The organism is Peribacillus sp. YIM B13481 (assembly GCF_042787985.1).
GTDB classification, from domain to species: Bacteria; Bacillota; Bacilli; order Bacillales; family DSM-1321; genus Peribacillus; species Peribacillus simplex_A.
The window spans coordinates 47,217-60,966 of record NZ_JBHZPE010000009.1; the positions used below are offsets into that span (position 1 = coordinate 47,217).

The following is a 13,750-nucleotide window of genomic DNA, read 5'->3' on the forward strand; positions in this document are numbered from 1 at the left end:
GTTAAATGAAGCCACCTTTCTTTAACATTTCCTTAATCTGGGCTTTACCCATTAGTCCTGTGCCAGAGTTATAATCTTCTAAACTAACAGACTGGTATTTAGAGTAATGTTCCTTTATGCCCTCTATGTGAATGGCTGGCAGTATTACATAATATTCTTCATCATAGGTAATTGCCGTCGTGCTTTCATATTCTGAAAGTAAGATCTCATGGAGTTTTTCACCAGGACGGATACCTAGGACTTCCACATCAACATTTCCTTTATTGGACGCTTGTATTAAAACTTCAGCGAGGTCAATAATTTTACAGGATGGCATTTTCATCACGAATATTTCTCCGCCAATGCTTTCAAAGGTTGCCTTAAATACCAATTTAATCGCTTCTTCAATGGTTAAAAAAAACCTTGTCATATTTAAATCCGTGATACCTATTTTTCCCTTTTCTTTGATTTGCTTTTTGAATACGTGGATGACACTTCCGTTCGTTCCCAAAACATTTCCGCCGCGGATACATACAAATCTAGTTTTCGTGTTTAATGTATTAGCGTGAATGATCAACCTTTCGGCCATTGCTTTTGATAAACCATAAAAATTGGATGGATTCGAAGCCTTGTCTGTAGAAATGTTCACAACTGAATGCACATTACAGCTTATAGCTGCTTCTATAACATTCTGTGTACCAATTACGTTCGTCTTTAATGCTTCTATGGGTTGATCTTCACATACAGGAACATGCTTTAATGCGGCCAAATGAAAGATATAATCAACGCCTTGGCATGCTTCCAATAACGCATCCTTCTCTTTTATGTCTCCGATAATGAAATGCAATTTCGGATTGTTATCAAACTCTTGTTTCATTGTGAATTGATTAGACTCATTCCTTGAAAAAATCCGTATTTCACTCGGTTCAAAATCCAGTAGCTGCCTTACCAATTCATATCCCCATGAGCCTGTACCGCCTGTTACCAAGATTTTTCGATTCTTAATCAATTTCATGGCCTCCCAATATTATTTTAAGCACTTTATCCGAAACATTTTTATGGTCGTAGCCTTCTGGAATTGTCCAGTTTTTTTGCTGGTTAACCATAATCTTTACGCAATTGACGATTTGTTTAGCGTTAATTCCCGATAACATATTGCTGCCCGACTCAATGGTTTCTGGCCTTTCCGTTGTTTTTCGTATCGTCACGGTCGGTACATGGAACAAGCAGCATTCCTCTTGAACGGTGCCACTATCGGTCAGCACACAAAAAGCATTTTTTTCAAGCTTTACGAAGTCAAAGAAACCAAATGGCTCATGGAATTCAATTAATGGGTGCACTTCTAATTTGGGGCTGAGTTCTATGCGGGATTTTGTCCGGGGATGTAAACTGCATATGATTCTTTTTTGATAGGTTTCGGCGACCATATTAATGCCCTTCATAATTTCGATCAATCGATCTTCATAGTCAACATTTTCGGCACGATGGGCGGTTACGAGGAAATAATCCTCCTTATTCAGATTCAATTTGTCCAAAATTACACTTTGCTCAATCTCATTGTTGTAATGGTTCAAAACTTCGAAAATGGGGTTCCCCGATAAAAAGATTCTTTTACTGGGAATACCCTCATTCAAAAGATTCACTTTACTTTGAGGTGTATAAGGTAAATTCAAGCTTGAAACAGCATCAATGATCCGGCGATTTTTCTCTTCAGGCACTTCCAGGTCAAAGCAACGGTTACCCGCTTCCATATGAATGACCGGGATGCCCAGTCTTTCTGCTAAGATGGAGCTGAGCCCGGAGTTCGTATCCCCCAACACTAATACTTTGTCTGGTTTTTCATTTAATAGGATGGTCTCTAAATTCTTAAAAATGGCCGCTAACTGTTCGCCGAGGGATTTCTGTTGACTCAGCAAGACATAATCAGGTTTCCTTACCTGTAACTGCTGGAAGAATATTTCGCTTAAGGATGTAGTGAAATTTTGTCCAGTGTGCACTAGAATATGTGAATCGGCATACTGATCCAACTTCTTTATAATAAGACTTAATCTGATGATTTCAGGTCGGGTCCCTAAAATGGTCATTACTTTCACGATTTTCACTCCTTACTCTTTTCTGGTTTATGGCCTCTCCGTCTACCCTTTATTGTATGCACAGCCAATCCTATTGATATAGGCGGACCTATTAGATTTCGCCTTAATTTGAACGTCTAACCGACTAAACACCCCCTCGCAACCTAGAGTGTTAAAAGACTAAACCGAATTCCTATTTTTCTTTTTTGGGAAAATTTAAATAATGGCAAAGTTTCTACCATTTTTCGATTTCTTCATTAAAAGGGAGCTGTAATTTGTTGGATTCCTTTTGTAATATCAATTTAATATTGTGTTTTATCGAAATCATGATTGATTGAACTCCATTCCATTCTATTAAAAAAGCTATATATCCTCGTAAGGACATATAGCTTTTTATCATTTTTGGTATTGTAATTGATGCAGATTGGAAAAAATGCCCCCCTGTTTAAGTAAGTCATCATGACCGCCTTCTTCAACAATTCCTTCTTCAGTAACAACTACGATTTTGTCAGCATTACGAATGGTTGCCAATCGGTGTGCGATGATTAACGTAGTTCTGTTTTCGGCAAGTTCAGTAAGGGCCTCCTGAATTATTCGTTCCGTCTCAGTATCGAGTGCAGAGGTTGCCTCATCGAGAATTAATATTGGCGGATTCTTCAAAAACATCCTTGCTATTGCAATTCGTTGTTTCTGTCCCCCCGATAATTTCAAACCACGTTCACCTATTTGAGTCACATAGCCTTTTGGAAGTCCTTCAATGAAAGTCTCTAAATGGGCCTTCCTTGCTGCTTCCATAATTTGTTCATCTGATGCATTTAGCATTCCGTACGCAATGTTTTCTTTAACAGTTCCTGTAAATAGGAAAACATCTTGCTGGACAATGCCAATTTGTGACCGCAATGACTTTTTCAGCATCTCACGAATATCAATTCCATCAATGGTAATCGAACCGGCATTTACATCATAAAATCGTGGGATTAATGAACATATTGTAGTTTTACCTGCTCCAGATGGCCCGACAAAAGCGATAGTATCACCCGCTTTAATAGTAAGATCAATACCTTTTAAAACGGATTTTTTGTCTTCATAGTTGAAAGAAACGTCATTAAAGGAAATATTCCCCAAAAGGGAAGAAACCGCTATTGCATCCTTTTTATCCACGACATCAGGTGCGACATCAAGAAGTTCCGTAAAACGCTTAAAGCCGGCCATCCCTTTTGGATAGAGTTCCATCAACGCACTGATTTTGTCGATTGGCTTAAATAATACGTTTACATATAAGACGAATGCAACCAGTTCACCATAAGAGAGCTGCCCATGAAAAGTTAGCCAAGCTCCCATTACCAACACGGCAAGGGTCATAAACCTCGTCATCATGTAAATGCCTGATAAGCTAAAGGACATTACCTTATATCCAAGAAGTTTCGCTTTACGGAATCTGCGATTATTAGTAGAAAATCTATTCATTTCATATGTTTCATTAGTAAAAGATTGGACAACCCTCACTCCTGAGACGCTATCTTCTACGCGGGCATTTACATCAGCAACTTCGGTATACATTTTTCTCCAGGCTTTATTCATCTTTAAATTACTAATGACAATCAATAAAACGAGGAACGGTAATATACATACAGATATGAGTGCCAGTTTCACATTGATTGTCAGCATAATCCAAAATGCACCTATAAAAGTCATGAAGGCGATGAATAAATCTTCGGGACCATGGTGAGCAAGTTCACCAATATCGAACAGATCATTGGTTATACGGCTCATGATATGGCCGGTTTTCGTGTTATCAAAAAAACGAAAAGATTGTTTTTGCACATGTTCAAATAATTCTTCACGCATATCAGTCTCAATATTGATACCCAATTTGTGACCCCAATACCCTACGATGAACTGTAAGAAGGTACTAATGATATAGAGAAGGAACAAACCGGCACTTACTGAAACAATTGCAGACCAATCATCGCCAGGCAGCAGTGTATCGATAAACCACTGAACTGCGAGCGGAAATGCAAGTTCAAGTACCGCAACGACCACTGCACTGAAGAAGTCAATAATGAATAACCGCTTATGTGGCAGGTAATATGTAGCAAAGCGTCGAATCATCAAATTTTTCTCCTTTTTAACATATATTAAGGAGTATAATTCTATATTCAATAATCAGCAAGCATTTCATAACCTATATATTCATATTATGGTAAAATCATCTATATAAAACAACCCAACCCGGCTCTTTCAATCTATTAAATGAAGGAGTGAATCCAGTGTAAATAAAAAACCATTCTAATTATCAATGGACTTTATTCTCGTAAAAGGATGGTACTCATGAAAAACAAATCGTTTCGATGCCTTTGGATCAGTCAGGCGTTTGCAAATCTAGGGGATATATTTTATGTAGTCGGGTTGATTTCACTATTATATACCTTAACGGGATCGGCCTTTTATTTGAGTCTGCTCCCTTTCACTACAACGATTTTTCGGTTTATCAGTAGTCTGCTTGCCCCCCTTGTCATCGACAGGTTTCCTTTAAAAGGAATACTTGTACAATCTCAATGGTGGAAGACTATCTTACTCGTTGTCTTAGGAATCTATATAACAAATTTCAATCATGGTTTTGCTGTTGCCGTCATATTCTTCATTGCCATGATTTCATTATTGGATGGAGTCGCTGCCCCGGTTAGCGCAGCTTTGGTTCCTCAATTAGTGCCAAAAGAAGAATGGATGAAGGCGAATGGTTTCTTGAATATGATCACCCAGACCATCTTTGTAGCAGGATGGCCTCTCGGTTCCGTCTTATTAATAAGTACCAACAGCAGTATCATTATCTGGCTTACGGTCATACTGTTTGCCGTTTCAACCCTCTATACAGTAAAAATTGAAGTCTCAGAACAAACAACGAACACCGTTCGTCCGTCAAACCGGGATTCGATTAAATCCGGATGGATAGCGATTCGCCATCTCCCAACTATCCGTACACTCATTTCCATTGATTTTATCACAACGTTAGCTTCAAGCGTTTGGGTAGCTGCCGTTATTTATGTATATGTTGATGAGAACTTGCAATTAGGTGAGGAGTGGTGGGGATACATTAACACAAGCTACTTTATCGGCATGATTTTCAGTGGATTGATTGTCATCCGTTTTGCCAAGTTACTAGAAAAACATATAGGATTCTTCATCATTTTCGGACTATTTCTCAGTGCAATGCTGATCCTGCTTTTTGGATCTACCAGTATTCCAGCATTCGCATTGCTGCTGGCATGTCTGTATGGTCTCCCTGAACAAATCCGGGAAGTGATTTACACCAAGCTATTCCAAGACCATGCTTCGGAAAAGACGCTTGCGAAAATTTATGCAGCTTGGGGAGCGGTCATCAATCTTACATTTGCCGGTTCTGTCTTGCTGTTAGGCTATATAACAGAAACATATAGTGTCGAAACAACGTTCCGATTTTCTTCCACCATGATTTTCCTAGCCTTTCTTTATGCGATTTTTAAAAGGAAGGACTTACATGGGAAAGAAACGTGATCAACCACTGTCTAGATCTAATATGCCTAGCCGATCCTTCATTCCTTTCGATTCACCGTTAAAGAAAAAGGAGCCTTGGTTTTTGAAGTAAACCCAAAAAGTTGACACTTTATTTAATTAGACAGCCTTGAGGGCAGGGATTTAATTTCTGTGTATTTATCCTCACGACCGAAGGCGTTTGCCCGTGCCATGTTAGAAATGGATTGAAGCAGATTTAAATCAATTTGTTTCCTTAGTTCATGGACTACTTTCGCTTTGTCTTTCTTTGTAGGGTTTTCTTTTCTTGAACTAAGGCATTCAACTTTTTTAAATGGTCATTCTCTGTACGTAAGTATTATCATTCGGCAAGAAGTGCTTCTTGAGAGCCTTTAGATGGCGGTGTTTTCTTGGTTTCTTTTTTTCATGGATAGACGCCCTTTTTTAAAAGAATTTAAGGGCGTCTATACATCCTTCCTGTAGAATCGAAGGAAGGTTATAGTGTACAACGGTCTCGCTGATCGATGTCTCATATTCATTTATATATTTAAGTACCTCTAGTTTAAAGGGCAGAGTGTAATTTGTATAGGATGCAGCAAGTCCTTCCATCACATGTTCAAGATAGCGAGCGACCCATCCTTTCAGAGGGGATAAACCACATTTCTTTCTTATGCAATGGATTTATAGGATTTTTCCCCTTCCAGTTACGCTAAAACTGCATGTATTTTTTCGTCTATCGTAGATTTAGTCAAAAAAATGGCACCTCCAATTGTTAGACAACATCTAACAATTGGAGGTGCCGTTCATTTTCCATGGCTCCCTTTCTTTTTAGCGATTAGAAGGCCACGAACACGATAGACTCACTTTAAAATCCCGGTGTGATTGTCTTGGTCCTGATGAAAGTCACACAAATAAACAGACAAAAAAATAAATTCTCCTCCTCTTTTCCCAAATTCGTTTTATTTTATTATCAAGATATTCTGTTCCATAAACGCCCAATTCTGAGGGAATTGCAAACCAATCTGCCAATAAGTAGCCCCTATCAGTTCATATGCATCAATCAATGCATATTTAGCGCTTATCGAACGAATATCTTCTAACCAAACGACATGTTTCGAATTCTCTCTTCTATAAGAATAGGTAGGTGATGCCGCGGAAGTATCGAAAGTGATTTCAGAACTAGTTGCAATCGCAAGATTTTGGGCATTTTGCGCTGATAAAGCCTTAGTCTCATGGCTAGGCACTATCCAATCGTATCCATACATAGGAAATGCAGACTGTAATTTACTTCCTGGTATATTCACCAAAGCATAACGGATAACCTCGCCCATCCACCAAAGAGGGGAAATGGGTTCAGGTGGGCCAGTTGGATACCCATAATCAATGGTCATCACGGCAACAAGGTCGGCTGCCTCTCCAATCCCCCGATAATCATGACCGCCTACAATTCGATTATCGGGATTATCTGCTGTTTTTGCATGTACGTTCACATGCAGGATCAGTTCGTTCAACCCCGCCTTTAATTCTTTTAAAAAAAGCACATAATCTGAACGTCGTGCAGGAGGGATGAATTCGATATCCATACTGACTCCCCCATAGCCCTTCTCCCTTACGAAATTCAGCATACTATTGATTAAATTCGCTCTGAATACTGAATTAGTGAGAACATCACCAGCCAAGTCAGCATTAAAATCCCCCTCTTGGAAATTCCGGATCATCAATAGCGGCGTCACCCCGGCTTGCTTGCATTTCGCGATTAGGGGGAGGTCATCACCGTCAACGAATGCAAAGCCTTCCTCGGTAAAGGAATAAGCTACAATGGCTAAGTAGGATAATTTATCACCATTCTCCTCAAGTGTTTCAAATACTACCCCACCAGAAATCGGGAAGGCAAACCCCAGCGTAATCAATTGATTTTTGTAAGGAGACGGAATCGAAATTTCTGTGCCGACCTTAAGCGAGCTCGCAACAATTCCTGGATTGGCCTTCATGATTGCCGAAGCACTCGTTCCAAAACGACTGCCTATTTCAGAAAGGTTATCCTGATTTTTAATAAGATACCTTCGATTCACCACATTTTGATTAGGTATATACAATGCCAGACCAGGAACCAAAGCTGCTGATTCCAATCCGTTGACTTCAATTATCCTCGATGGGTCAACTTTATTTTTCGTGGCGATTTCCCAAAGACTGTCACCTTTTTTCACAACAATGATCGTCATTCAAAACCCTCCAAACCCCCTCCAAAAAGTTTATGTTATTCAGGTTAATAGATAGAACGAATTATCTCATTTCCATAATGATGGTATCCCATGCGATATTTAAATGATGGGGTTTTTACGAAGTAGAATAAAGGAATGCTTAATAAAAAAGAGGATGTCCAAAAGGACACCCCTCAATATGAGCCATCAATTGATTTTCCGTTTTACCCATTCTTACATACATCAAAGTAAATTCTTAATATCGTAAAACTTCCCATTCTCCAAATCTTCCACTTCAATTAGCTGCAATAGTTTTTCTGCCACAAATTCGGGACTCCTTAACATACCCTTCTCTTTATATTCATGGAATTTGTCTCGATTGGAAAAGTCCCGTTCGTCCGCTGACCGGATTGTTCCCTGCATCTCCGTATCCATTACACCTGGTGAAAAAGATATGAGAGACGTAGGGAAAGGTAATTTACCCTGTTCCGACCCTGCAACCCGCGTGAACATTTCTAGCCCTGCCTTAGTACTGCAGTAGGCAGCCCAGCCATGATAGGGATTTTTTGCTGCACCTGAAGATATGTTCACCATTACCTTCTTTCTATTCCAGTCCCGGGTTAGTTTAACGAATTCATCGGTCAATACGATGGGTGCCATGAAATTCACCCGCATGCTTGTTTCCAAATTTACCTGACCAAGGTTCCCTACCGGCTTTATCGGTTCTATGACACCTGCATTATTAATGAAGTAAATGTCACTTGTTTCATCGACCGCAGCAAGAATCTCAAGGATTAAGGAAGGTAACTTATCAGTCTCATTCAAGTCCATCGAAATGAATGTAAGTTTCGTCCCGAATTCTCCAGCCAGCCTCTCCATTTCAGGATGGGCTGTACGGGAAACTAAAATGCAATGATCACTCGTCCGCATACATCGCTTGGCAATGGCAGCACCTAAACCTTTAGAAGCTCCTGTGATTATAAAAGTTTTCACGGCATTCCCCCCTTTAATTGATCATTTTCTATTGTACCAAAAGAAGCGGCCTACATAGTAATGGGCCGCTTCTTTTTAAATTATAAAATGGGCGATACCAGTCTTGCAATGGACTCCTTAAAACGAATCCATCTTGATCGCTTTTCAAACTCTTCAATTGTAAGCTGCCTGCAGACTTGGATATCCTTATAAAAAATGCTTGTCAGTGTTTCGGCCATTCCTTCATCATAAATGAAGGCATTGACTTCAAAATTCAATTTAAAACTTCGGACATCAATGTTAGCTGTCCCCACCGAAGAGACCTCTTCATCCACGACGATCATCTTCGCATGTATAAAGCCGTTATCATAGATGTATATTTTAGCTCCCGCTCTTAATAATTGCCCTGCATTGAAAGTTGTTGCCCAATAAACGAAAAGGTGATCCGGTTTATTCGGAATCATGATTTTTACATCCAATCCAGACAAGCTGGCAATCCTGAGTGCATCCAATAAACTTGCATCCGGTATGAAGTAAGGTGTTTGAATGAGAATCGATTTCTTTGCTGAAGAAATTATTTTAATATAGCCATTTTTAATTTGTTCCCATTCAGAATCCGGCCCACTTGTCACAATTTGCAAATCTATATTGCCTTGAGGCTCTAAAGTAGGGAAATAATGAGGCTGATATGTTATATCATGGTGCTTTGATGCCTGATTCCAATCCAGGATAAAACGGGTTTGAATGGCTTTTACAGCTGAACCCCTTATTCGAAGGTGTGTATCACGCCAATAACCGAATTTTGGGTTAAGCCCTAAATATTCATCCCCTACATTAAAGCCGCCAACATACCCTACCTTTCCATCTATGATGACAAGCTTTCGATGATTACGGAAATTCAACCGTAAATTTATAAATTTTAACTTGGATGGAAAGAATGCCTCCACTAGTCCTCCTGCCTGCCTAAATTCCCTGAAGAAACTTTTAGTCATTCCCCTAGATCCCAACTCGTCATAAAGAATTCGCACTTTGACGCCTTCATTAGCTTTTTTAGTCAAAGCCTCAATGAATCGCTTACCAAGGCCGTCCCTTTGGATGATGTAATATTGTATATGTATATGGTTTTCAGCCTCTTCAATATCTTTAAAAAGCTGGTCAAACTTCTTTTTTCCTTCCGTAAAAATATCGACTTGATTATCTTCCGTAAGAACGGCATCATTGTTCCGGAGGTGCATATAAATCAAATCACGATAATTACTCGAAGAAGCATTTCGAAAGGGAAAATGATTTGTAGAAAGCTCTTCCATCTGTTTATCAAGGATTTCTTCAATCCCGACCTTCTTCTTGTCCTCCCATTGGAACAAATGGGCGTGCCTTAAACTCGTTCCAAAAAGGAGATATAAAATAAAACCAACTACAGGCAGAAAATATAACACCAATAACCAAGCCCAGGTCGTGCTCGCTTCCCTTCTTTCGAAAAATATGACAATCGTGGCAAATAATATATTAAGAATGATAACAAGGCCGAGCAAAACCGATGTAACATGCGTAAATTCCATAGCATACCCTCACTCAATTTTTATCCCCTTAAGGATAACATGCAAATTCTTTATATCAAAGGATTTGCTTATTATAAAAGGAAAACAGAGAATTCACAAAAATAGGCCTCCTCCTGTAGAGACCCATTTAATAAAAATATCCACTTCCCCACCAACATTTCCCAGTATGAACAGATTGTTTTATAATCATTCTCTAAATAATCCCAACTCAACATGAACATAAATGTAAATTGACTTACCGGCTTTTCACCAATAAATTCACAGCTTCCTTGACTAGCTCCTCGGGATTCTTTTCTCCGGTTTCATTAGCCTCCCGAACGCAATCTACAAGATTGGAACTTACAATTACCCCAATTGTCCTGTCGATTGCGGATCTAGTGGCAGATAACTGCGTTACCACATCTCTACAATCTTTGTTTTCCTCCATCATTTTCAATATCCCACGAAGCTGCCCTTCAATTCGCTTCACTCTATTCTTCATCTGCTTATCATATTCCATGTGAGGTCTGCCTCCTACCTGCCAATTACTTTTGAATCCTATCCAGACTTCATCATAAAACCCGTTCAGTTTGAAGTGAAGCTTGAATAAAAATCTTACAATTTATAATACATACCACTTAGGTATAATTGTCAAGTGCCAATGATCAATATTCCTAAATCCATATGTAATTTCTATTTTTGTACAAGCAGACTTTGTGCAATAGCCTCAGAAAACTCGATTATCATTTGGGGAACGTAGGTTTTTAACAAAGCATTGACAATCGGGGCTTTAGCACCTTTTGCCGTTATCGCCAGGCAGCCAGTCATTTTAGTCTGTCCACTGCCGCACTGTTCTGCTAAAAAATAGCCATGGCCCTCAAATTTTTCATTTAACCCCTTAAGTTTAAATGTTACCTTATCGGGTTCGTTCCATTCCAATATATTCACTTCAAGTTTAATTTTCTTTTTCATTAGTCCCAAATCGCTTTTAAACTCCCATATAAGTGTCCCATCATTTATCATCTCATGATTGATATACCCTGGGACAAGAGGTGCCCAACGATTTATGCTACTTACAAAACCCCATACTGTTCTTATCGGAACCGGTAAAATGATACTATGCAATCCTTCTGACAAAGCACTTCCCCCTTAATCATTTTACTTACATCTTTTTAACGTATGGCTGAACAATAAAGATTAGACCGGATAGCAAATTAGATTCCGAAACAAATTTTCACAATATTACTGTCGTATTTGTCTTTAAAAAAACTCTTTAAAGATAGTACACTATTAGTTCATAACTTTAATAAAGGCTGTTTTCACATACTTTGTTGCTATTTACCAGGTAGTGAGTTGTGGTTGATTTCCCCTCCAGATGCTCGCTTTCCGCGGGGCGGGCGGTGAGCCTCCTCGGCGTAAACGCCTGTGGGGTCTCACCTGTCCCGCTGCCCCCGCAGGAGTCTCGCACTTCCGCTCCAATCAGCCTTAAATAGTTTCGTTTTAAAAATAACAATCTTTACGAAAAGAGCCTTAATAAAAGATATCTTCACTATTTCAAAGAATCGCCCCTCTGAAATGGAAACCATCCTTTTTGTATCGTGTTATGTACTCAGTATAAATAGATTGTCGGGACCCATAATCTGCCTAATCAAGAGATCTGGTGTGGGCAGCCAAATCATAGTTGATAATACCACCTCCAAGGACGTTTATATTTTCAAAAAAGGTGATATTTTTTTGGAATAAACAATTATTTGCCATTTGGAAACTGGGCGAAGAATTCGATTTAAACAAATACAGAAGGAAGGAAGTGTAAACAATTGGAGAGCCGGGCCTAGCCGTAAGCAGCTATTTCGTTTCAAGAGGGGAACAAACGATTTAACTGTGGCTTAATGACACCTTTGACGATTGCCTTACCGAGGATGACTGAGTGAAAATTTCACATTAGAATATTATTTACAAATAAATAACTATGCCTTTAAACCAATGGTCCGAAAGGCATAGTTATTCCATAATTATATAGATTAATATTATCTTTTACTGATTATTCCCGATTAAAAAGAGACGCTCCCGCTATACCAGGCTTTGTCATCTCATAAGGATTTAAAATCAAATCCAGTTCTTCTTCTGTTAACACATCATACTGTAAACAAAGTTCACGAACTGATTTCCCCTTTAAAATCGCTTCACGCGCAATACGTGAAACCACTTCGTAACCAAGGTGCGGGTTGACTGCTGTAATCACACCAACACTTTGTTCAACATAATCTTTTAAATGTTGCTCATTCGCTTCAATACCTTCTAAACAATAATCTGTAAAGACATTGAATGCATTATTCATTATGCTAATAGATTGTAGTAAATTGAATACAAGCACTGGCTCCATTACGTTCAATTCTAATTGCCCTGCTTCTGAAGCTAAGCATATTGTATTATCGTTCCCGATCACTTGGAAAGCAACTTGATTAATTAATTCTGGCATTACTGGATTTACTTTTCCGGGCATAATCGATGAACCTGGTTGACGTGCTGGAAGTGTGATTTCTCCTAATCCCGCTCTTGGTCCTGAAGCCATCAAACGTAAATCATTAGCAATTTTAGACATATTCATCATGCATACTTTCAATGAAGCTGACACTTCAGTATAGGCATCCGTATTTTGTGTTGCATCTACTAAATGTTCTGCTCCTACAAGTGGCAATTCACTGATTTCAGCTAAATACTTAACAACATTTTCAATGTAGCGCGGATCTGCATTCAATCCCGTTCCAACTGCTGTTGCTCCCATATTCACTTCATATAAATGTTGACGTGATTGACTAATTCTTTTGATATCCCGCTCTAATACGCGACTATAGGCCTCAAATTCTTGACCGAGACGAATTGGCACTGCATCCTGAAGATGTGTGCGTCCCATTTTGATAACATGATCAAATTGTTTTGCTTTATTCTTTAGGACCGTACTCATCTTTGTCATTGTTTGAATCAATTGCTCTAATAGTCGTAGTGTTGATAAATGAATGGCAGTTGGAAATACGTCATTTGTTGATTGCGACATGTTAACGTGGCTGTTTGGACTAACATGTGCATAATCACCTTTGTTGTGTCCCATAAGTTCTAACGCTCGGTTGGCAACGATTTCATTGATGTTCATATTCATCGATGTACCCGCGCCGCCTTGAATTGGGTCAACGATGAAATATTCATGCCACTTTCCATCGATCACTTCATCTGAAGCTTTAACGATAGCGCTTCCAATACCTTCATATAACCGTTTCGTGTCCATATTCGCTAAAGCGGCTGCTTTTTTAATCATAGCAAGTGCACGAATCATTTCTTCATTAACTTTGTAACCGGTAATCGGAAAATTTTCTACAGCTCGTAAAGTTTGTATCCCATAATAAACATCTGCTGGAATTTCCTTTTCCCCAAGAAAGTCTTTTTCAATTCGGTATGTTTTTTCATCTATTAACATTTCCTC

10 protein-coding genes are annotated in these 13,750 nt (G+C 39.0%); 1 reads left to right on the forward strand and 9 read right to left on the reverse strand.

Annotated features, from left to right (window positions below; translation table 11 throughout):
* Position 1: 1 nt before the first annotated feature.
* The 3 genes from ACFX4X_RS08075 to ACFX4X_RS08085 form a co-directional block, all read right to left on the reverse strand.
* Positions 2 to 994, reverse strand: coding sequence for a polysaccharide biosynthesis protein (locus tag ACFX4X_RS08075; protein WP_377382860.1), 993 nt, complete (start codon positions 992 to 994; stop codon positions 2 to 4).
* Positions 981 to 2,072: a non-hydrolyzing UDP-N-acetylglucosamine 2-epimerase gene (gene wecB, locus ACFX4X_RS08080; RefSeq protein WP_377382862.1), complete on the reverse strand. Its 1,092-nt coding sequence runs from the start codon at positions 2,070 to 2,072 to the stop codon at positions 981 to 983. The genes ACFX4X_RS08075 and wecB overlap by 14 nt, the downstream gene beginning before the upstream one ends.
* A 375-nt stretch (positions 2,073 to 2,447) precedes the next feature.
* Complete coding sequence (locus ACFX4X_RS08085; protein WP_377382863.1) at positions 2,448 to 4,163, reverse strand: ABC transporter ATP-binding protein; 1,716 nt, start codon at positions 4,161 to 4,163, stop codon at positions 2,448 to 2,450.
* A 219-nt stretch (positions 4,164 to 4,382) separates the two neighbouring features.
* Between ACFX4X_RS08085 and ACFX4X_RS08090 the strand changes: the two genes are divergently transcribed.
* Positions 4,383 to 5,585 carry an MFS transporter gene (locus ACFX4X_RS08090; RefSeq protein ID WP_377382865.1) on the forward strand — a complete coding sequence of 401 codons (1,203 nt, stop codon included), beginning with the start codon at positions 4,383 to 4,385 and terminating at the stop codon, positions 5,583 to 5,585.
* Positions 5,586 to 6,520: 935 nt separating this feature from the next.
* Here the strand turns inward: ACFX4X_RS08090 and ACFX4X_RS08095 are convergent.
* The 6 genes from ACFX4X_RS08095 to aspA all read right to left on the reverse strand — a co-directional run bounded on the left by ACFX4X_RS08095 (position 6,521) and on the right by aspA (position 13,744).
* Positions 6,521 to 7,783 (reverse strand): glycosyl hydrolase family 18 protein, encoded by a 1,263-nt coding sequence (locus tag ACFX4X_RS08095; protein ID WP_377382867.1) that lies wholly within the window; start codon positions 7,781 to 7,783, stop codon positions 6,521 to 6,523.
* Between the two features lie 222 nt (positions 7,784 to 8,005).
* Positions 8,006 to 8,755 carry a (S)-benzoin forming benzil reductase gene (locus ACFX4X_RS08100; protein ID WP_377382868.1) on the reverse strand — a complete coding sequence of 250 codons (750 nt, stop codon included), beginning with the start codon at positions 8,753 to 8,755 and terminating at the stop codon, positions 8,006 to 8,008.
* Positions 8,756 to 8,835: 80 nt separating this feature from the next.
* The gene (gene cls / locus ACFX4X_RS08105) at positions 8,836 to 10,293 is read right to left on the reverse strand and encodes a cardiolipin synthase (RefSeq protein WP_284470559.1); all 1,458 of its coding nucleotides are present in this window, start codon (positions 10,291 to 10,293) and stop codon (positions 8,836 to 8,838) included.
* Positions 10,294 to 10,528: 235 nt separating this feature from the next.
* Positions 10,529 to 10,792: a metal-sensitive transcriptional regulator gene (locus ACFX4X_RS08110; protein WP_061463458.1), complete on the reverse strand. Its 264-nt coding sequence runs from the start codon at positions 10,790 to 10,792 to the stop codon at positions 10,529 to 10,531.
* A gap of 173 nt (positions 10,793 to 10,965) precedes the next feature.
* Positions 10,966 to 11,409, reverse strand: coding sequence for an SRPBCC family protein (locus tag ACFX4X_RS08115; RefSeq protein ID WP_089363335.1), 444 nt, complete (start codon positions 11,407 to 11,409; stop codon positions 10,966 to 10,968).
* A gap of 904 nt (positions 11,410 to 12,313) precedes the next feature.
* The gene (gene aspA, locus ACFX4X_RS08120; protein WP_061463460.1) at positions 12,314 to 13,744 is read right to left on the reverse strand and encodes an aspartate ammonia-lyase; all 1,431 of its coding nucleotides are present in this window, start codon (positions 13,742 to 13,744) and stop codon (positions 12,314 to 12,316) included.
* Positions 13,745 to 13,750 lie beyond the last annotated feature (6 nt).

What these genes read in the sequence shown, in the direction of transcription:
- ACFX4X_RS08095 (WP_377382867.1), bottom strand. Translation starts at nt 7,783, where the DNA reads ATGACGATCATTGTTGTGAAAAAAGGTGACAGTCTTTGGGAAATCGCC.
- ACFX4X_RS08090 (WP_377382865.1), top strand. Translation starts at nt 4,383, where the DNA reads ATGAAAAACAAATCGTTTCGATGCCTTTGGATCAGTCAGGCGTTTGCA.
- aspA (WP_061463460.1), bottom strand. Translation starts at nt 13,744, where the DNA reads ATGTTAATAGATGAAAAAACATACCGAATTGAAAAAGACTTTCTTGGG.
- ACFX4X_RS08110 (WP_061463458.1), bottom strand. Translation starts at nt 10,792, where the DNA reads ATGGAATATGATAAGCAGATGAAGAATAGAGTGAAGCGAATTGAAGGG.
- ACFX4X_RS08075 (WP_377382860.1), bottom strand. Translation starts at nt 994, where the DNA reads ATGAAATTGATTAAGAATCGAAAAATCTTGGTAACAGGCGGTACAGGC.
- ACFX4X_RS08085 (WP_377382863.1), bottom strand. Translation starts at nt 4,163, where the DNA reads ATGATTCGACGCTTTGCTACATATTACCTGCCACATAAGCGGTTATTC.
- cls (WP_284470559.1), bottom strand. Translation starts at nt 10,293, where the DNA reads ATGGAATTTACGCATGTTACATCGGTTTTGCTCGGCCTTGTTATCATT.